This window comes from Methylobacterium sp. 142-1Y (assembly GCF_057747795.1).
Genome location: NZ_CM173224.1, coordinates 434112 through 451118, shown reverse-complemented (window position 1 = coordinate 451118; position 17007 = coordinate 434112). Strand labels below are relative to the sequence as shown.

The 17007-nt window shown below is 70.6% G+C and carries 19 protein-coding genes, 1 tRNA gene and 1 pseudogene; 11 read left to right on the top strand and 10 right to left on the bottom strand.

Features of this window, described 5'->3' with window-relative positions; all coding sequences use genetic code 11:
- Nucleotides 1–20 precede the first annotated feature (20 nt).
- The 4 genes from AC3AOF_RS02060 to AC3AOF_RS02045 are packed head-to-tail and all read right to left on the bottom strand — an operon-like array spanning nucleotide 21 to nucleotide 2347.
- Nucleotides 21–737 (bottom strand): LrgB family protein, encoded by a 717-nt coding sequence (locus tag AC3AOF_RS02060; RefSeq protein WP_236990892.1) that lies wholly within the window; start codon nucleotides 735–737, stop codon nucleotides 21–23.
- Nucleotides 734–1105 (bottom strand): CidA/LrgA family protein, encoded by a 372-nt coding sequence (locus AC3AOF_RS02055; RefSeq protein ID WP_488347549.1) that lies wholly within the window; start codon nucleotides 1103–1105, stop codon nucleotides 734–736. Before AC3AOF_RS02055 ends, AC3AOF_RS02060 begins: the two co-directional genes overlap by 4 nt.
- Nucleotides 1102–1857 (bottom strand): glutamine amidotransferase, encoded by a 756-nt coding sequence (locus tag AC3AOF_RS02050; RefSeq protein ID WP_488347548.1) that lies wholly within the window; start codon nucleotides 1855–1857, stop codon nucleotides 1102–1104. The genes AC3AOF_RS02055 and AC3AOF_RS02050 overlap by 4 nt, the downstream gene beginning before the upstream one ends.
- A gap of 7 nt (nucleotides 1858–1864) precedes the next feature.
- Nucleotides 1865–2347 carry a tellurite resistance TerB family protein gene (locus AC3AOF_RS02045; protein ID WP_236990889.1) on the bottom strand — a complete coding sequence of 161 codons (483 nt, stop codon included), beginning with the start codon at nucleotides 2345–2347 and terminating at the stop codon, nucleotides 1865–1867.
- A 263-nt stretch (nucleotides 2348–2610) separates the two neighbouring features.
- Here AC3AOF_RS02045 and AC3AOF_RS02040 point away from each other — a divergent pair.
- Together AC3AOF_RS02040 and AC3AOF_RS02035 are read left to right on the top strand one after the other, a co-directional pair.
- A tRNA-Thr gene (locus tag AC3AOF_RS02040) sits at nucleotides 2611–2686 on the top strand.
- A 286-nt stretch (nucleotides 2687–2972) separates the two neighbouring features.
- Nucleotides 2973–3923, top strand: coding sequence for a hypothetical protein (locus tag AC3AOF_RS02035; RefSeq protein ID WP_488349077.1), 951 nt, complete (start codon nucleotides 2973–2975; stop codon nucleotides 3921–3923).
- Nucleotides 3924–3943: 20 nt separating this feature from the next.
- Here the strand turns inward: AC3AOF_RS02035 and AC3AOF_RS02030 are convergent.
- Nucleotides 3944–4350, bottom strand: a pseudogene (locus AC3AOF_RS02030) (recombinase family protein); the annotation flags it as partial.
- A gap of 186 nt (nucleotides 4351–4536) precedes the next feature.
- Between AC3AOF_RS02030 and AC3AOF_RS02025 the strand changes: the two are divergent.
- The 3 genes from AC3AOF_RS02025 (at nucleotide 4537) to AC3AOF_RS02015 (ending at nucleotide 8187) form a co-directional block, all read left to right on the top strand.
- Entirely contained in the window at nucleotides 4537–4782 is a 246-nt protein-coding gene (locus tag AC3AOF_RS02025) for a hypothetical protein (protein WP_488347547.1), read from the top strand.
- Nucleotides 4783–4875: 93 nt separating this feature from the next.
- A complete protein-coding gene (locus AC3AOF_RS02020; protein WP_236990867.1) occupies nucleotides 4876–5589 on the top strand; it encodes a polyamine aminopropyltransferase in 714 nt (237 codons plus the stop codon).
- Nucleotides 5590–5859: 270 nt separating this feature from the next.
- A complete protein-coding gene (locus tag AC3AOF_RS02015; protein WP_488347546.1) occupies nucleotides 5860–8187 on the top strand; it encodes a DUF3772 domain-containing protein in 2328 nt (775 codons plus the stop codon).
- A 13-nt stretch (nucleotides 8188–8200) separates the two neighbouring features.
- Here AC3AOF_RS02015 and AC3AOF_RS02010 read toward each other — a convergent pair whose 3' ends face one another.
- Nucleotides 8201–8344 (bottom strand): hypothetical protein, encoded by a 144-nt coding sequence (locus tag AC3AOF_RS02010; protein ID WP_236990865.1) that lies wholly within the window; start codon nucleotides 8342–8344, stop codon nucleotides 8201–8203.
- A gap of 536 nt (nucleotides 8345–8880) precedes the next feature.
- Between AC3AOF_RS02010 and AC3AOF_RS02005 the strand changes: the two genes are divergently transcribed.
- From AC3AOF_RS02005 to AC3AOF_RS01995, 3 genes are all read left to right on the top strand, one after another.
- Entirely contained in the window at nucleotides 8881–9303 is a 423-nt protein-coding gene (locus AC3AOF_RS02005) for a translation initiation factor 2 (RefSeq protein ID WP_236990864.1), read from the top strand.
- Nucleotides 9304–9318: 15 nt separating this feature from the next.
- Nucleotides 9319–9825 carry a CC0125/CC1285 family lipoprotein gene (locus tag AC3AOF_RS02000; protein ID WP_488347545.1) on the top strand — a complete coding sequence of 169 codons (507 nt, stop codon included), beginning with the start codon at nucleotides 9319–9321 and terminating at the stop codon, nucleotides 9823–9825.
- A 129-nt stretch (nucleotides 9826–9954) separates the two neighbouring features.
- Complete coding sequence (locus AC3AOF_RS01995) at nucleotides 9955–10494, top strand: helix-turn-helix domain-containing protein (RefSeq protein WP_236990862.1); 540 nt, start codon at nucleotides 9955–9957, stop codon at nucleotides 10492–10494.
- 31 nt (nucleotides 10495–10525) lie between these two features.
- On the opposite strand, the gene AC3AOF_RS01990 is transcribed toward AC3AOF_RS01995, so the two are convergent.
- Both AC3AOF_RS01990 and AC3AOF_RS01985 read right to left on the bottom strand, forming a co-directional pair.
- The gene (locus tag AC3AOF_RS01990) at nucleotides 10526–10861 is read right to left on the bottom strand and encodes a hypothetical protein (RefSeq protein WP_488347544.1); all 336 of its coding nucleotides are present in this window, start codon (nucleotides 10859–10861) and stop codon (nucleotides 10526–10528) included.
- Between the two features lie 131 nt (nucleotides 10862–10992).
- Complete coding sequence (locus tag AC3AOF_RS01985) at nucleotides 10993–11262, bottom strand: hypothetical protein (RefSeq protein ID WP_236990860.1); 270 nt, start codon at nucleotides 11260–11262, stop codon at nucleotides 10993–10995.
- 438 nt (nucleotides 11263–11700) lie between these two features.
- Here AC3AOF_RS01985 and AC3AOF_RS01980 point away from each other — a divergent pair, with 438 nt between their 5' ends.
- Both AC3AOF_RS01980 and AC3AOF_RS01975 read left to right on the top strand, forming a co-directional pair.
- On the top strand, nucleotides 11701–12816 hold the full coding sequence (locus AC3AOF_RS01980; protein ID WP_236992839.1) for a multidrug effflux MFS transporter: 1116 nt from the start codon (nucleotides 11701–11703) through the stop codon (nucleotides 12814–12816).
- A 156-nt stretch (nucleotides 12817–12972) separates the two neighbouring features.
- A complete protein-coding gene (locus tag AC3AOF_RS01975) occupies nucleotides 12973–13617 on the top strand; it encodes a transglutaminase-like cysteine peptidase (RefSeq protein ID WP_488347543.1) in 645 nt (214 codons plus the stop codon).
- Here the strand turns inward: AC3AOF_RS01975 and AC3AOF_RS01970 are convergent.
- Nucleotides 13601–13891, bottom strand: a complete 291-nt coding sequence (locus AC3AOF_RS01970) for a hypothetical protein (RefSeq protein ID WP_488347542.1) — start codon at nucleotides 13889–13891, stop codon at nucleotides 13601–13603. The genes AC3AOF_RS01975 and AC3AOF_RS01970 overlap by 17 nt on opposite strands.
- Before the next feature lie 298 nt (nucleotides 13892–14189).
- Between AC3AOF_RS01970 and AC3AOF_RS01965 the strand changes: the two genes are divergently transcribed.
- Nucleotides 14190–15548 (top strand): SGNH/GDSL hydrolase family protein, encoded by a 1359-nt coding sequence (locus AC3AOF_RS01965; RefSeq protein ID WP_488347541.1) that lies wholly within the window; start codon nucleotides 14190–14192, stop codon nucleotides 15546–15548.
- Nucleotides 15549–15808: 260 nt separating this feature from the next.
- Here the strand turns inward: AC3AOF_RS01965 and AC3AOF_RS01960 are convergent, their stop codons facing one another.
- Nucleotides 15809–16870, bottom strand: coding sequence for a threonine aldolase family protein (locus AC3AOF_RS01960; protein ID WP_488347540.1), 1062 nt, complete (start codon nucleotides 16868–16870; stop codon nucleotides 15809–15811).
- Between the last annotated feature and the right edge of the window lie 137 nt (nucleotides 16871–17007).

Sequence of the window (17007 nt, the reverse complement as noted above, 5' to 3'; positions counted from 1 at the left end):
GCCGCTTCTGCGAAATCTGCTCAGCGCAGGAACGCCAGCGCCAGCGGCACCAGCACCGCGGTCAGGAAAGCGTTGAGCCCCATCGCGATGCCCGCGAAGGTGCCGGCGACCTCGCTGACCTGGAAGGCCCGGGCGGTGCCGATGCCGTGAGCGGCCAGCCCCACCGCGAAGCCGCGGGCGCGGTAATCCTTGATGCCGAGACGGTCGAGGAGCGGCGTCACCATGATGGCGCCGAGGATGCCGGTGAGGATCACCAGCACGGCGGTCAGCGTCGGGTCGCCGCCGAGCGCCGAGGTGATGCCCATGGCGACGCTGGCGGTGACGGATTTCGGCGCCAGCGCGATCAGGATTTGATCCGGCACGCCGAGGAGCTTCGCCGTGCCGATGCCGGTGACGAGGGCCGCCGTGGAGCCGACCAGAAGCGCGGCCAGCATCGGCACCAGCACCCGCGTCACGGTCTTGCGGTGCTCGTAGAGCGGGATCGCCAGGGCCACCGTGGCGGGACCGAGCAGGAAGTGCACGAACTGCGCGCCCTCGAAATACACCGAGTAGGGCGTGCGGGTGACGATCAGCACCAGGCCGACCATCCAGATCGCGTGCAGCACCGGGTTCGCCAGGGGGTGGCGCCCGGTGGCGGCGGAGACCCGGTCGGCGACGACGTAGGCCGTGAGCGTCACGGTGAGCCACAGGAGCGGCGTGCGCGACAGGAACACCCACAGGGCGAAGTCCCCGCTCATCGCCCGGTCCGCTTCGCGACGTAGGAGAAAGTCAGCACCGTGGCGACGAGGGCGACGGCGGTCGACACCACGAGCGAGACGGCGAGCGCCAGGCCGTGGGCGGCCAGGACGTCGAGCCGGCCGATCACCCCGGCGCCCGCCGGGACGAACAGCAGCGAGAGATGGGCGAGAAGCCCCTTGCCGGTGCGCTCCAGCGTGCCGTCGGTCAGGGGCGCCGGCAGCCCGCCGGGCCGCCGGTCACGCAGGATAAGCACCGCGAGGAGCAGGGCCATGCCGACGACCGGGCCCGGGACGGGCAGGGCGAAGGCGCGGGCCAGGATCTCGCCAGCGAGCTGGCACAGCAGCAGCAGGGTCAGGCTGAGGATCATGACGCGGCCTGCGGGGTCCCCGTCCCGGCGAGCCAATGGTCGAGGAAGGCGTCGAGCCAGGCCACCACGCGGCCGTCATGCATGAACCGCCCCTCGATCTGCCGCGCCCGGTCCTGCGCCCCGGGCAGGCACAGGCGCTCGGCGGCCCGCACGGTCCAGCGGCAGATCATCGCGTGGGTGACCTCGGGGTGGAACTGGAGGCCGAAGGCCGAAGGCCCGACCCGGATCGCCTGGGTCGGGAAATCGTCGCCGGTGGCGAGCGTGTCGGCGCCGGCCGGGCAGGTGAATCCCTCCCGGTGCCAGTGATAGACGTGGGACGGCCAGGGCTGGCCGATCTCGCCCGCGAAGTCGCGCCCCGCCTCTGTCGGCAGCAGGGGATAATAGCCGATCTCGGCCCGCCCCTCCGGATGGGCGCAGACCGTGGCGCCGAGGCACTTGGCCAGCATCTGCGCGCCGAGGCACAGGCCGAGGAAGGGGCGCCCCTCGCGCAAGGGAACCTCGATCCAGTCGATCTCCTGGCGCACGAAGGCGTCGGGGTCGTTGGCGCTCATCGGGCCGCCGAAGATCACCGCGCCGGCATGGTCCCGCATCGTCTCGGGCAGCGGATCGCCGAAGCGCGGGCGGCGGATGTCGAGGGGATAGCCGCGCTCCAGGAGCAGCCGGCCGAGGCGGCCGGGCGTGGATTGCTCCTGGTGCAGGACCAGCAGCACGGGCCGGTTCCCGGGCTGCGGCATCACGAAGGGACTCACCATCGACGGATCACCGGGCCGGCACCTGCTGCGCCGGCAGCCCCGCCAGGGCGACCGCCCGTGTGGCGGTGATCGCGGCGTCGTCGAAGCCGAGGAGCTGGCCGACGCGCCAGACGAGGTCGTCCTCGAATTCGTGCACCTGCCCGTCGGCGGCGGCGACCGCCCAGGCGAGGCCGAGGAGACCGCGCCGTTCCTCCTCCGGCACGTCGCGGCCGATCATCTCGACGAGCTCGGCCACGTCGCGGGTCTCGTTGTCGAAGCTGATCGCCCGCTCGATCAGCGCCCGCGCCCCCGCCTCGGTGGGGGCGAAGCGATGGAGCAGCAGGCGGGCGAGCCGGTCGCGCTCCACCGCCGCGAGCGTGCCGTCGACCCGCGCCACATGGACGAGCAGGGTCACGGCGGCAAGATGCTGCTCCGCCTCCGGGTCGGGCGGCGAGGCGGGCGCGCCGAACATCTCGGCGGCATAGGCGCGAAGGCGGGCGATCAGGGGCATTCCGGGGGGAGCGTGCGAGGGGATTTCGTCGGAGGCGGCAGCCCCATGGTCCGGAATCGGCAGCCCACCGTCAAGCGCCCCAGGCGCCGGAGGGCGGTGCCGAGCCCTGCATTCGCCTTCTGCACCGCCCTTCCCCCAGATCGTCCGGCGCGCCGCGCTTTTTCGACGCCGACTTACCGAGAGCCTTGCCGAGAGCCTTGCCAAGCCCCCGCCCCCCGGGTATGAGGGCGCCACTGACCGCCGGCCCCGCCGGCCGGGTCGACGCCGCAATAGCTCAGCTGGTAGAGCACCTCATTCGTAATGAGGGGGTCGGGGGTTCGAATCCCTCTTGCGGCACCATTATTTTTTTAATGGCTTAGATGGAAATCAGCCGTTGCTTGCTTCCCAGAAAACCGAGTTGGGAAGCGCATGGGAAGCGTCGGGCGGCGCATCAGGACAGACTCCTCAATCGTTGTAGGCTCGTGATGGCGGTCCAGACCGGCCGTAGTCCGACGCTGCCGCTTCGCTAATTGCCCACTCCCCTCTCTTGTCGGCCATGCTTCTCGGCATGCATAATCGCCGCGCCGCCGAAATTTTCGGGTTTAGAGAAAAGTGGCGCTTTGCGCGGTAGCGCCGGAGGTCTCGCATGCTGCCTGCGACCGAAAAAGAGCGGATGGATGTTGCGGCGTATTACCTATCGCAATCTCCCAGCGCGACCGTCAATTTCCTGCAAAAAGTCTATTCCGAAGCCATAATTGGCCACCAGCACGACGTATGGGACGTGCACGCAACAGATGGGCGCTGGTGGGTAATTACTAACCCGACGAATTTATATTCGCAGGACCAATTTCCGAACATGGACTTGGCCGTCACGTTCCACATGGGATTGTGTTTGCGAATCCCACGCGGCGAACGCCATAACGCGCCGGTCAGACGCCTAAAGCCCTTCGCTGCTGTCTTCGAGATGATGCGGGAGGTTTCTGACGCCCTCACACAAACCCGAAACGTCGGTGACTATCAGGCGATTGGAGTGCGAAGCCGAGAAGCCTTGCTCGCGTTCGTTGCGGCTGCGCAAGACGCAGCGGAATGGCCGGCAGATGAAAAGCCCAAGCGTGCTGATTTTCGGGCATGGATCGAAATAATTTGCAACACGGCTCTTGCGGGGTCGGAACAAAAAGAGCGTCGGCGCCTCTTGAAGTCCCTACTCAGCGAAGCATGGGTGTTTACCAATTGGCTCACTCACGCCCGTTCTGCGACATGGCATGATGCCGAAGCCGCTCAATGTACGACAGAGCACGTTTTAGGTTTGGCGATGTCGCTTGTGATCCGGCATTGCCGCGCGGTGCCCGAGACGTGCCCGGAATGTGGATCACCAAGCCTTTTTCCCGAAGAAGAAATGGAGGAGGAAAGCCCCGAAATTGTTTGGGAGCGGCCGGTTTGCGATAACTGTGGGTGGTCGGGAGAGGCTGTCCAAGTGGGTGAGCGTTCTGATGACGAATTGGAAGAAATTTTCACCCGCATCGGCGGTGAAGATAACGACGAATGCACGATCCCAACTGTTCCGCTTATGGGGCTCAAAAAGCCATCAGGTGAGTAAGAAGTTCTCCCGGTATCTAGCGCCGCGAGGGCTGCCTTGGTGCGGGCGGGAATCATTTTCCGCTCGGCCTGAGCGACTACGGCCATGGTGCCCACCACCAATTCATTTGCCTCGGACATATCGGCGGCGACGAAACGCACGCCTGCCGCCTGGAGGTTGAGCAAAAAGGCCGCGTCGCGAGACAGCCGGTCCAGCTTCGCAATGACCAGCGTGGCGCCGTGGAGGCGGCAGAGGCGTAAAGCCTCTGCCAGCTTCGGCCGGTCCGACCGCTTACCGCTCTCCATCTCGACTACCTCTTGAATGAGGCTCCACCGACCGCCGTTGAGATAATCCGTCACCGCCTTGCGCTGCGCCTCAAGCCCGAGCCGGACGCGCGCTGCTTCGCCGTGGAGACGCGCAGGTAGGAGATGAACTTGCCTTCGGCCATGGACGGTCACGCCTGTTACGAACTGACCAACGTTCGTTGAAAGCTTCGTGACAATCTTGACCTCTGGTCACAGGCGGGCAGCGGCCAGCCCGCGGCCGGTGAACGGTAAGCGGCCCGAGGTGAGTCCTGATGATCGAAGCGCAGTAGGCAAGCATTAAGGCTTGTCTCTGGCCGCAGCGGGCGAGCGTGGCGGCGCCTACAGCCTGCCGGGCCCCGCTCCGCCGCGCGGCTCCGGTGGCCCTGCGGATCATTGAGGAGCGGGCGGAGCTCGTCCGGCGCATGGCACGGGACGGGCGCGAGGCCGGCCGCCCAGCCGCCGGCGCGCTGTACGAGGAGCGCGCCGACGGGTACAGCCGCTCCACCGACATGATCCGCAAGGCCGTGCTCCTCCGGCCGCCGCCCGCCGAGCCCTCGGGCGACGGGGAGGCGTGAGCGACCGCCAGCGGGGATCGTCGGCAACGCGCATCTTCAGCCGGTGCCGCCGACAGGCGGACCGTCAGAGACGAGACCCGAGAGACGAGACCGATGAGGCGATCCCTCGCGCCCGGCGCAGCGCTGACGGCCTGGACCGAACTCGACACCGGCCCGATTCCGGGCGGGGGCGGCTCCCTGCGGCTGGTGCGGCGCGACGACGAATTCCTGATCGTCGTCGCCGGCATGGAGCTGATGGGCAGCCATCGCAGCGGCTCCGAGCGGGAGCTCGCGGCCCTGGCCTGCGCGGCCCTGCGCGACAATGCCGGCCCGCGGATGCTGATCGGCGGGCTCGGCATGGGCTTCACCCTGCGGGCGGCCCTGGCCGAACTGGGCCCCGACGCGACGATCGTCGTCGCCGAGCTGGTGCCGGCGGTCTTAGGCTGGGCCCGAGGCCCCCTCGCCCACGTGTTCGGCGGCTGCCTCGACGATCCGCGGGTCGCGATCCGGGAGGCCGACGTGAACCGGGTGATCCAGTCCGGGCCGCAGGCCTGGGACGCGATCCTGCTCGACGTCGATAACGGCCCGCGCGGCCTGGTCAGCCGGGCGAACGACCGGCTCTACGATTCCTGGGGCTTGAAGCGGGCGTTCTGGGCCCTGCGGCCGGGCGGCGTGCTCGCGGTCTGGTCGGGCTGCCCCGACCGCCAGTTCAAGGCCCGCCTGCAGCGCACCGGCTTTGCGGTCGCCGAGCACCGCATTCGCTCCGAGCGCCCCGGGCGGACCCCGCACGTGGTCTGGATCGCGACGCGCCCGGTCGAGGGCGACTGAGGAAGGCCGCGCCCGGGGACGAGGCGGCCTGCGCACCAGCCGACCGGTGCAAGGCTTGTCCCCGCGGCACCGGCCCGGATCCGAGCCGCTCGCCGGGCGCGTGTCGTCGGCCGATCATGGACCGACACTGTTCATCGGCCGACACTCGTCGGTGACCGCCACTTATCATTTGCAAGCACTTATCATGTGCAAGCACTTGCCGATCGGGTCGGCCGTGCTACGCAGCGTGCGGCCAAGCTTCGCAACGGCGCGGCGTCCCGAGCTTTCCCCATGCCCATTCCCGTCTCCGCCCTCCGTCGCGGCGCCGTCCTCGGTCTCCTGGCCGTGCTGCTCGCCCTGGCGCTCCCGGCCCGGGCTGACGACGCGCGCCGGGCCGCGCTGAATGCCGGCATCGCCACGGCCCGGGCCGAGGCGGACCGGTTGCAGGGCGACTTCAAGGGCCTGCTCGGCGTGCGCGAGCGGACCGAGGCCCTGATCACCGAGGCCAAGGCGCTGCGGCGGGAGGCGGACGCAGCCCGGACCCGGCTCCAGGCGCAGATCGCCGAGATCGCGCGCGCCGCCGTGCCGGAGGCCGCCGGTGCCGAGAAACGGCAAGCCGAGGCCGAGCTGGCGCAGGTCGAGACCCGCCTGCGGCAGGACGGGCAGGCCTTGCGCGCCGCCGAGGACGTGCTGAACCGCGTCACCGAGGCGCGCCGGTCGCTGTTCGCCCAGCGCCTCCTCGCCCCGGGCCCGAGCCCCCTCGGCCCGGCCTTCTGGAGCGAGCTCCTCGACCGGGCGGTGCCGCAGATCGGGGAGCGGATGGCGGCGCTCCGCGCGAAGGGGGCGGCGAACGACTGGGACGAGGATCTCCTCGGCCTCGCGGCCTTCCTGGTCGCGAGCTTCCTCGTCTACTGGGCCTGCCGCGCGATCGGCCGGCGCCTGACGCGGCGCTGGCGCCGTTTCGCCGAGCGGGCCGGGATCGGGCCGCGACGGGCGGCGGCGGTCCATACCCTGATCGCGCTCGGCATCATGGTGGCGCCGGTCCCGGTGGCGGTCGCGCTGGTGATCCTGCTCGACGACGAGCTGGATCTCGGCTCCGGCAGCCTCGATTCCGTGCTGGTGCGCCTGGTGGCGGCGATCGCCGGCGTGGTCCTCGGCACCGGCATCCTGCGGGCGCTGGTGGCGCCGCGCGACCCTTCCGTGCGGCTGCTGGCCGTGGGCGATTCGGCGGCCCGGACCATCCATCGCACCGGCACGGCGATGCTGCTGATCTACGCGGCGAGCCTCGTCCTCGCCGAGTTCACCGTCATGGCGCAGCTGCGGGCGGCGATCGGCGATGCCGCGACGATCCTCGCCGTCCTCGCCTGCTGCGCCCTCCTCGGCCTCGCCCTGGCGCGGCTCGCCCATGCCGAGCCCCCGGATGCGGACGAGGCGGCGGCGATGCCGGCAGCCGCCCCCGTGGGTTTCCTCGGCGCGCTCGCGCCCATCGCCTGGGTGGTGACCGCCGCCGCCTTCGCCTGCACGCTTCTCGGCCTCACGGCGCTCGGCTCCTTCCTGATCGGACGGCTTCTCGTCACCGGTGTGCTGGTGGCCTTCGGCTGGATCGTCCTGATCGGCGTCGACACGCTCTCGGTCACACCCGAGGACGTCGGGCGCTCGGCCAGGCTGTCGCGGCTGTGCCGCACCTTCACGCTCCGGCCCGGGACGCTGGCGCTCGCCTCGATCGTGGTCTCGGGCCTTCTGCACGCCCTCGTCGTCGGCGCGATGCTGTTCGTGGTCGTCGGCCCGTGGAGCCTGGCGCACGGCGAGCTGAACCCGTTCCAGGACGCGTTCCTCGGCACGACGGTGGCGGATCTGCGCGGCTGGATCGGCGCCGCCGGCCTCGCCTTGTTCGCCTTTGCGGCGGGCCTGCTGGCGACCCGGCTCGCCACCGGCTGGCTCGACCGGCGCTTCCTGCCCCACACGCGGCTCGATGCCGGGGCGCGCTACTCGGTGATCACCGTGGTGGGCTATGGCGGCCTCGCCCTGACGCTGGTGGTGGCGCTCGGCCAGCTCGGAGTGAACCCGCAGAGCCTCACGGTGATCGCCGGTGCCCTCTCGGTCGGCATCGGCTTCGGCCTGCAGAGCATCGTGTCGAACTTCGTCTCGGGGTTGATCGTGCTCGCCGAGCGGCCGGTGCGGGTCGGCGACCTCGTCACCGTGAAGGGCGAGGAGGGCCGGGTGAAGAAGATCAGCGTGCGCTCGACCCTGATCGCCACCGGCGACCGCACCGACCTCGTGGTGCCGAACACCGACCTCATCACCTCGATCGTCCGCAACAAGACGCTCACCGACGACACCCAGCGCCTGCGCGTGCCGCTGCTCCTCGACAAGGAGACCGACCTCGAGGTGCTGCACGAGATCCTGATGAAGGTGGTGGAGCGCCATCCCAACGTGGCGGCAACGCCCGCCCCGAGCGCCCTTCTGATGCGGATCGGCGAGCACGGCCTCGAATACGAGGTGCGCTGCTTCCTCGTCGATCTCGCGGCGGGCGACGCGACCCGCAGCGAGCTGAACACGATCTGGCTGACGCTGTTTCGCCGCGCCGGCATCAAGCTCGGCGGGCCGCCGCCGGCCTGAGACGGCCCGTGGCTCAGAGCGCCCCGACGAGGGGGACGGCGGCCACGAGGGCGATGGCCAGGGCGAGCGCGGCGGCCAGCACCAGGGAGATCGTTCGCCCGGCCGGCGGGCGCCCCGTTGCCGTCCAGGGCAACCGTTCGAGATTCGGGCTGATCATGACGGGACTGGTGGCCGACGCATGGATGTTCGGGGCCGCATTAGCATGATCCGCAAGACGACAGGGGCTGAAATCCATGCGCGGCGTCCCAAAAGTCTTATCGGGCGTCTCACGACGGCGCGGCGGGCAAGTCGGCGATGCCGGGCGGCGTCCGTCCTGATCGTCCGCCATGGGACTATCCGTCGGTCGACCTCAAGCACGTCACGATCGCGGTGCAATCGCGAAGTGCTCGAGGTCTCTGATTTTGCCGTATTTTCTACGGCGAACCGGTATCCGCGTCGTCGGAAAATGCTCCAGCGGAGCGGGACGATGGTCTTCGGGGTGCCGGCCGCATCGACCGACCCCACCGTCTCATTGTCAGAACTCGACGTCTCAAACGGGACGGCCGCACTGGACGGCCGGATATCGTTGCGAAACAAGCGGAACGGCCCCAACGGTCGAGCTTGCTGCGACCGGGCCGGGACCCTCCTCGTCATCTCCCACCCTCTTACCAGTGGACGCGGCCGCCGGGCGGCCCTCCGCGCGAGCCCGACGTCATGCGCATCATCGCCGCCTCCTTGGGCTTCCTCGCCCTGACCGCCTGTGGGACCGTGACCCGCGGCACGACCGAACAGATCACCTTCCTGTCGGAACCGCCGGGTGCCGCGATGCGCACCTCGTTCGGGCCGACCTGTCCGATCACGCCCTGCACGCTCGACATTCCGCGCAAGCAGGAATTCGTCTCGACCTTCTCGCTGCCCGGCCACGCCGACGTGGACGTGCCGGTCGTCACGAAGGTGAGCGGGACGGGCGGCGCCAGCATGGCGGGCAACCTCGTCGCGGGCGGCGTCATCGGCGCCGGCGTCGACGCCTATAACGGGACCGCCTACGACCACACTCCGAACCCGGTCATCGGCCGGATGGTCCCGTTCTCCTCGCCGCTGCCGGCGCGCCGCCGCCGTGCGGCGCCGCAGAGCTGAAAGGACATCCCCTCGATGTCCCCGACCCTCATGCGCCGCCTGACGGCCGGCGCGGCGCTCCTCCTCGCCCTGGCGGTCGGCGCCTGCCAGACCTCCTACAAGGGCAACAGCAACGGCATCGGCCTCACCGGCGGGGTGCGTGCCGAGGCGGTGACGCCGGACCTCTACCGCATCGAGGCGCGCGGCAACGGCTTCACCAGCAAGGGCCGGGTGCAGGACTTCGTGATGATGAAGGCGGCCGAGATCACCCTCGCCAACGGCCGCACGCACTTCCTCATCACGGATTCCCGCGACACCACCGAGCGCAGCCATTACCGCGGACCATCCCGATCGGAGACGGTCTGGCGGGGTGATTCCCGCGTCGTCACCAAGACGCCGGGCTTCGTCAACACCGTGGTGCGGCCGGGCGAGGATTCGTATGTGCGCCTGCTCGCGAAATCCGCCGGCCCGCTGCCGCCCGACGCCCTCGACGCCGCGGACGTGATCCGGGTGGTCGGTCCCCGCGTGGCGCAAGACGATTGATCCGAAGGCCCGGAACGCCGGGCTTTCGCGACCGCCAGGAGGCGATCCGCGACGGCTTCCGTCCTTGGGGCCGTCCGTGCCCCAACGGACCGGGACGGTCGATGGGTCGAAGCGCGAATCGGGAGCCACATGCGCAGCCTCGCCGAGCATGCCGGCTCGCTCGCGCCGCGGGAGGCCAGCGACGCCCTCGAGGCGTTGTGCCTGCTGATCTCGGGCAGCGACCTGCGGGAGGCCGACCCGCTGGCCCGCGCGGCAACCTGCGCCAGCGTCCGCGAGCGGATCCGCACCTATATCGATCGCCACCTCGACGACCCGGCCTCGAGCCCCGCCGGCATCGCGCCGGCCTGCCGGGTGTCGCGGGCGACCCTGTACCGGCTGTTCGGCTTCGACGGAAGCGTCATGGCCTATGTCGCCGGGCGCCGGCTCGACCGGTCGTTCGTGGCCCTGTGCCGGTCGGACGACGGGCGCAGCAGCATCGCCCAGGTGGCCTTCCGGAGCGGCTTCACCAGCGAGACCCATTTCAGCCGCTCGTTCCGGGCCCGGTTCGCGATGAGCCCGCGGGAGGCTCGCAACCGCGCCCGCGAAGGCCTGAACCCGATCGGCATCGCCGCCGGCCTCGGCCCGAGCGACTGGGCGCATACGATGCGGCGCATGAGGGAGGCCGTCTGACGCCGGGTCCCGGACGGCGTCCTGCGCCGGGTCAGGGCAGCGCGCCGATCAGTTCCTTGGCGCGGGTCATCGTGTCGTTGCAACCTTGAGCGTTGCCGGCGCGATCCTGCTCGCGTGCCGTGGCGATCAGGCCGCGCGCCTCGGCGACGTGGTCCGCCTGCGGCACCGTCGCGGGGTCGCTCGGCCGTCCCGGCGGCGGGGCCGCCAGGGCCTTGGGCGAGCCCGTGCTCGTCGGCGTGCCGCCGGTCACCGCCTTGGCTCCCGGGCTCTCGAGCCGGCGCTCGATCGTGGCGATCTGCTCGGCGCAGGGTGTCGCCGCGGCGGCGACGGGAACCAGAACGGATGCCGAGATCAGAAGTCCTCGCAACGTCCCTCGCATCGGGGTGTCCTCCGGCCATGAGCCGCCTCTCGCGGGCGGCAGCCCCGGGCAACGGATGACCTCACCTCCGGTTCGGGCGACGGGGCGCGGCGCCGGTGTCGCACGGCACCATCCTCGCTCTACGCCTCGCGCGACGCGGCCTGGACCAAATGCAGCACGTCGCGGCGGGTGCGCGGATCGGTGATCCGGCCGAAGGCGCGCAGCAGCTCGATCGCCTGACGCTCGAACTCCCTCCCCTGCGGGAGGCCCGCCTCCGACGGATCGATCGCCACTCCGAGCACGCCCTCGATCTCGCGCAGGCGCTGCGCCGACAGACTGTCGGCCGTGACCGCGTCGTCTCCGCGAGAATGCTTCGGCCATCTGCCGGAACGGAACACGCCATCGGACATCGTCACCTCCTGCAATCGGGCCCGCCCCTGCGCTCGCCGATGCTGCGCCCGATCCGATCCCCGCACCATTGAACGCAGGTTACCGGCCCGTTCGTTCGCAGACAAACGAGATGAACGCCCTCACCCGGATGTGATGGGCAGGCCGGTTCCATCCGGCGGAGACGCGAGGGGCGGCACCGGCGGCAAGGCCCAGCCATTCGCGACCGGCATGCCTCCCACGGCCGGGCTCGCCTTACACAAGCAGGAGGCCCCGACGAACCGTGAGTTGACCCCGCGATGAAGATGTCACCGAGGCGTCCCGACCGAGCGACCGGCCAGGCGTCGTTCGGCCAAGTGGAACGCTGCAAAGTGGAACCCTGCCAAGTGGAGTCCGGCCAAGTGGAGTCCGGCCGGGGAGGCCCCAGCCGAGCCTCGCTGCCGCTCCTCGTCGCCGTCACCATGACCGGAACGGTGGCCCTGCACATCTTCGTGCCGGCCCTCGCCGCCGCCGCGGCCGATCTCGGCACCACGCCGGTGGCGGCGCAGCTGACCATCACCCTCTACCTCGTCGGCCTCGCCTGCGGCCAGCTGGTCTACGGGCCGCTCTCGGACCGGTTCGGGCGCCGCCCGGTGCTGATCGCCGGCCTGTCGCTTTACCTCGCCGGGCTGCTGCTCGCGATCCCCGCCACCTCGATCGAGGTGCTGATCGTCGCCCGGGTCCTGCAATCGCTCGGCGCCTGCGGCTCGCTGGTGCTCGGCCGGGCGATGGTGCGCGACGTCTCGACCGCGACCGACGCCGCCCGCAAGATCGCGATCCTCACCATGGCGATGACGCTGACCCCGGCCCTCGCCCCGGCGATCGGCGGACTCGTTGCCGGAGCCTTCGGGTGGCGGGCGGTGTTCGTGGTGCTGGCCGCCCTGGTGGCGACCCTGGCCGCGCTGGTGGTCGTGACGCTGCCGGAGACCAACCGGCGGCCGGTGGCGCTGCCGGGGATCGGCGCCGTCGCGGGCGCCTATTGGCGCCTCCTGCGCCATCCCGCCTATCGCGCCTACCTGCTTGCCGGGGCCTGCGCCGGAACCAGCCTCTACGCCTTCCTGGCGGTGGCGCCGTTCCTCCTCGTCGACCGGCTCGGCCGCTCGGCGCAGGAAGTGGGGCTCGATTGCCTGATCGTGGTGGCCGGGATGGTGGTCGGGTCGGCTGCCGCCGGGCGCCTCGCCGGCCGGATGCCGATCCTGCGCGCCGCGAAGGTCGGCAACGGCATCTGCCTGGCCTCGGCCCTGGTCCTGCTGGCGGTCGACCGCAGCGGATCCCTCACGGTGGTGACGCTGCTCGGCCCCCTGGTGGTCTACGCGGTCGGTATCGGGCTCCTCGGCCCGAACGCGGTGACGGGACTGATGAACGTCGATCCCCAGGCCGCCGGCGCGGCCTCGAGCCTCTACGGCTTCACCCAGATGGCGCTCGGCGCCCTGTTCACCCTCGTGGTCGCGACCTGGCACGACGGCTCGGCGACCCCGGTAGCGGCGACCCTGATCGGCGCCGCCATCATCGCCGCGCTCTCGCTGCGGCGGGCGTGAGCCGGCTCACCTGAGCCCTTCGCCTGCCCCCTGCGCTGCCCCCTGCGCGTGCCTGTGAACACACGTTAACCTTTTCTTAACTCGGCCGTTGCCCCGGCGGACCCGACGTGCGACCAACTCGTTAACGAGAGCTTAACGGTTGCGGGTACGGGTCGGATGCGTATCGCGGGTCGCAAGGTCGTGTTCGGAATCGCGCAGGCCGCGGCGGTCGTCGCCGGGCTCCTGGCGTCCGCGAGCGGGGCGGGCAGCCAGACCCTGGCGGCGCTTCCCGCGGTCACCATCCCGGCCGCCACGGTCGGCGAGGCCCGGCCGGTCCCGGCCTGGACCGAGTTCTGCGCCCGCTACGCCTCCGAATGTGCGGTGGACGTCAGCGAGCCGGCCCAGGTCACCCTGACCCCGCGGCTGTGGCACACGGTCACCGGCGTCAACCGCCAGGTGAACACCTCGCTCCGCGCCGTCACCGACCAGGAGCATTGGGGCGTGCCGGACCGCTGGGACCTGGCCGAGGACGGCTCGGGCGATTGCGAGGATTTCCAGCTCCTCAAGCGCAAGCTGCTCGCCCAGGCCGGCCTGCCGCGCCGGGCGATGCGGATGACCGTGGTGATCGACGAGAAGGGCGAGGGCCACGCCGTGCTGATGCTGCGCACCGACCGCGGCGACCTTGTTCTCGACAACAAGACCAGTGCCATCCTGCCCTGGCACAAGACCGGCTACACCTACATCAAGCGCGAGGGCGACGAGAGCACGCGCTGGGTCTCCCTCGGCCGGGCGGTGTCGCCGGTCGTCACCGCGAATCGCTGAGGCTGGCGCCGTATTGGGCGGCCAGAACCTCGCTCGCCAGTTCGGCGCTGCCATTGGTCCAGGGCAGGGCCAGCACTACCCGCACGCCCGGAGCCGGCGCCGGGACGGCCGGCCGCGCCATCGGTGCGGTGATCGGCGCCGGATCGAGCGCCGGGCGCAACGGGACGGCCACGGCCTCCCGTCCGCCCCGGCTCAGCAGCACCGCCGACCCGATCGCCAGGATGAGCGCGGCCTGGGCACCCAGCCGCCGTACGGTCCGAAACATGAGGATCACCCGCCTGTCGTGCGGCGACGTGTTGTTCGTCCGTCGCTCGCGTGAGGCAGACCATGGGCCGGCGCCGCTTAACGGCCGGTCGTCGCCGCGGTTCGTCGTCTCGTCGCGCACAGGCGATGTTCGGGGATGCTGAACGGAGGTTTTACACTGGCCTTCATCATCCCCTAACCTTGCATCATTCCCTAACCTTGATAGAGCGCGAACCCGAAAATCACCCGCCCCGGCCGGGGTGGGCCGGGCCCCGTCGCCGCGCTATACTCGAGCCATGAGGATGCGGGCGGAGCCGGAAAACATGCCGATGGGGTGGCCGACGGGGCGGAGGCTGCCGCGCCTCGTCCTCTGGAGCCTGCTCGCGGGCCTTGTCGGGGCGCCGGAGGCGGCCCGGGCGCAATATTACGACGACGGCTACGGCTACCGCCGCGCGCCCGCCACCCGGCCGGTGCCGGCCCCCGAGCCGCAGCGGCAATTCTACTGGCCCTGGGAGGACCGCCCCTCGGCCCAGCCCCAGGCGCAGGATCCGGGCCGGCCCGCCTATCGCGGCGCCTACCGCACCCCCCGCCCCCGTCGGGAGCGGGAGCGCGAGGTGGTGCACAGCCGCGAGGGCCGCTCGGTGCAGCGGCCCAAGCCCCGCCCGGCCCCGGTCGTCGCGAGGCCCGCCGCCCCGAAGCCGAAGACCGACCCGCGCACGCAGATCGCGGTGTTCGGCGATTCCCTCGCCGAGTTGCTGGGCCAGGGCCTCGACACCGTCTACGAGGCGAACCCGGATGTGGTGGTGATCCGCCGCGCCAAGGGCGATAGCGGCCTCGTGCGCAAGGACGTGGTCGACTGGCCGAAGGCGGCGGAGGATTACCTCAAGTCCAACCCCAAGGTGAGTTACGCCGTCGTCATGGTCGGCGCCAACGACCGTCAGCCCCTGCGCGACGGCGACCAGACCGTCGAGCCCCTGAGCGAGCGCTGGCGCGCCCTCTACCGCGACCGGATCGATGCGCTCCTGAAGGTCTTCACCGACCGCAAGGTGCCGGTAGTCTGGGTCGGCGAGCCGCCGATGAAGAGCGAGACCCTGTCGGCCGACATCACCTCGCTCAACGAGATGTTTCGCGATCGGGTGCAGCGGGCGGGCGGCGTCTACGTCGACATCTGGCCGGCCTTCGTCGGCGAGGACAACCGCTACGCCGTAAACGGGCCCGACCTCGAAGGGCAGCAGGCGCGCCTGCGCACCTCCGACGGGGTGCACTTCACCCAGGCGGGCGCCCGCAAGGCGGCGCATTTCGCCGATGTCGAGATCAAGCGGCTGATCGAGGCGACCACCGGCGCCCCTGCCCTGCCGGACGCGGTCACGCCGCTGACCCCGGAGGCGCCGCCGGCCCCCGCCGGGGAGGCCAAGCTCGACGACGACGCGGCGATCGACCGGCTCATCACCGCGATGCTGCCGAGCCTGCCGGAGCCGCCGGGCATCCCGGCCCTGCCGGTCAAGCCCGCCGCCGGCCCGGTCCTGCCGCTCACCCGCAACGACGTCGCCCCGGGCGGCCAGCTCGTCACCGGCCGGCCGCGGATCGACCGCGACACCGGCTACACCCTGGAGCGCAGCCTGGTCCGCGGCGCGGCGCCGACGCCCCAGCCCGGCCGGGCGGATGATTTCCGCTGGCCGCGGGGGTGAGGATATTCGGAGATTGTTCGAGCAGGTTTTGCTATCACATACTTGATTATAGGCACATAGTCCCAACCGCCACCTCATCCTGAGGCGTTAGTCGATCTGGGATCGACTGACCTCGAAGGAGGGCTCCAGAACTCTCCGCAGTCCCTAGAGCCCTCCTTCGAGGTCAGCCCATCTTCGATGGGCTAACACCTCAGGATGAGGGGTGAGGAAGGGAAGCACCGTTGCTATCGAACATTCGGCAAAATTGCTCGAACAGGCCCTCAGCTGCCCCGACGAGCGAGCACCAGAAACTCCTCCACCTCGGCCTCCTTGGTCGAGAAGGCCGTGATCAGGCGGATCATCCGCTCGCCCTCCTCCACGCTCTCCCCTTCCGCTAGGCTACGGCTCGCCCAGTCGTAATAGAGCGCCCCGCCCCGGCGCAGGGCCGCATCGAGCCCGGCCGGCAGGATCGGGAACAGCTCGTTGCCCCGGACCGGCCAGGCCAGGCGCACGCCGGGAATCTCGATAAGACCCGCGGCGAGGCGCGCCGCCATCCGGTTGGCATGGGCGGCATTGGCCAGCCAATGGTCGTCGGCGAGATAGGCGTCGAGCTGGGCGGCGAGGAAGCGGCCCTTCGACAGGATGTGGCCGGCGCGCTTGCGGCGGAAGTCCAGGGTCTCGGCGAGGTCCTGGCGGAAGACCAGGATGGCCTCCGCGGCGAGCGCGCCGTTCTTGCTCGCCCCGAAGGACAGGATGTCGATGCCCGCCCGCCACGTCATCTCGGCCGGCGAGCAGCCGAGGGCCACGAGCGCGTTGGCGAAGCGCGCCCCGTCCATGTGGACGGTGAGGCCGTGGGAATGGGCGATGTCCGCGAGGGTCGCGATCTCCTCGACCGTGTAGACCTGCCCGCTCTCGGTCAGCTGCGACAGGGTCAGCGCGTGGGGCGGCATCTGCTTCACGTGCCGGGTCAGGCCGCCCAAGAATCCATCGAGGGTGTCGGCGGCGATCTTGCCGCCGGCCCCAGGCAGGCCGTGCAGCTTGGCGCCATGGGTGTAGAATTCCGGCGCGCCGCACTCGTCCTCCATCACGTGCGCCTCCTCGTGGCAGACGCACAGGCCGAAGGGCGGCACCATCACCGAGAGCGCCAGCGCATTCGCCGCGGTGCCGGTCGCGACAGGGTACACCGCGAGGTCGGGGTGCTCGAACAAGGCCCGGAACCGCGGGGTCAGCCCGAGCGTCAGCGGGTCGGCGCCGTAGGCCGGCATCGCCCCACCGTTGTGGCGCACGATCGCCTCCAGCACCGGAGCGCTCGCCCCCACCACGTTGTCGCTCGCGAAGTTCATCGGTCCCTGCGCTCCCTCGATCGTGCGGATGTCATCATGCCGGGAAGGACAGAGGCAGACGAGGCATCCCCGCTCATGCCCGGCATGCCCCGCCGATCATGCTGCGCGCTTTGCGGGGGAATGATGCGTGATACCAC

Bases quoted from the DNA above. Each gene is read 5' to 3' on its own strand.
- AC3AOF_RS02015 (WP_488347546.1), top strand. From the start codon at position 5,860: ATGCCCATTCCCGTCTCCGCCCTCCGTCGCGGCGCCGTCCTCGGTCTC.
- AC3AOF_RS02020 (WP_236990867.1), top strand. From the start codon at position 4,876: ATGAGGCGATCCCTCGCGCCCGGCGCAGCGCTGACGGCCTGGACCGAA.
- AC3AOF_RS01975 (WP_488347543.1), top strand. From the start codon at position 12,973: ATGCGTATCGCGGGTCGCAAGGTCGTGTTCGGAATCGCGCAGGCCGCG.
- AC3AOF_RS02060 (WP_236990892.1), bottom strand. From the start codon at position 737: ATGAGCGGGGACTTCGCCCTGTGGGTGTTCCTGTCGCGCACGCCGCTC.
- AC3AOF_RS02045 (WP_236990889.1), bottom strand. From the start codon at position 2,347: ATGCCCCTGATCGCCCGCCTTCGCGCCTATGCCGCCGAGATGTTCGGC.
- AC3AOF_RS02005 (WP_236990864.1), top strand. From the start codon at position 8,881: ATGCGCATCATCGCCGCCTCCTTGGGCTTCCTCGCCCTGACCGCCTGT.
- AC3AOF_RS01960 (WP_488347540.1), bottom strand. From the start codon at position 16,870: ATGAACTTCGCGAGCGACAACGTGGTGGGGGCGAGCGCTCCGGTGCTG.
- AC3AOF_RS02050 (WP_488347548.1), bottom strand. From the start codon at position 1,857: ATGGTGAGTCCCTTCGTGATGCCGCAGCCCGGGAACCGGCCCGTGCTG.
- AC3AOF_RS02035 (WP_488349077.1), top strand. From the start codon at position 2,973: ATGCTGCCTGCGACCGAAAAAGAGCGGATGGATGTTGCGGCGTATTAC.
- AC3AOF_RS02000 (WP_488347545.1), top strand. From the start codon at position 9,319: ATGTCCCCGACCCTCATGCGCCGCCTGACGGCCGGCGCGGCGCTCCTC.
- AC3AOF_RS01985 (WP_236990860.1), bottom strand. From the start codon at position 11,262: ATGTCCGATGGCGTGTTCCGTTCCGGCAGATGGCCGAAGCATTCTCGC.
- AC3AOF_RS01980 (WP_236992839.1), top strand. From the start codon at position 11,701: ATGACCGGAACGGTGGCCCTGCACATCTTCGTGCCGGCCCTCGCCGCC.
- AC3AOF_RS01995 (WP_236990862.1), top strand. From the start codon at position 9,955: ATGCGCAGCCTCGCCGAGCATGCCGGCTCGCTCGCGCCGCGGGAGGCC.
- AC3AOF_RS02010 (WP_236990865.1), bottom strand. From the start codon at position 8,344: ATGATCAGCCCGAATCTCGAACGGTTGCCCTGGACGGCAACGGGGCGC.
- AC3AOF_RS02055 (WP_488347549.1), bottom strand. From the start codon at position 1,105: ATGATCCTCAGCCTGACCCTGCTGCTGCTGTGCCAGCTCGCTGGCGAG.
- AC3AOF_RS01965 (WP_488347541.1), top strand. From the start codon at position 14,190: ATGGGGTGGCCGACGGGGCGGAGGCTGCCGCGCCTCGTCCTCTGGAGC.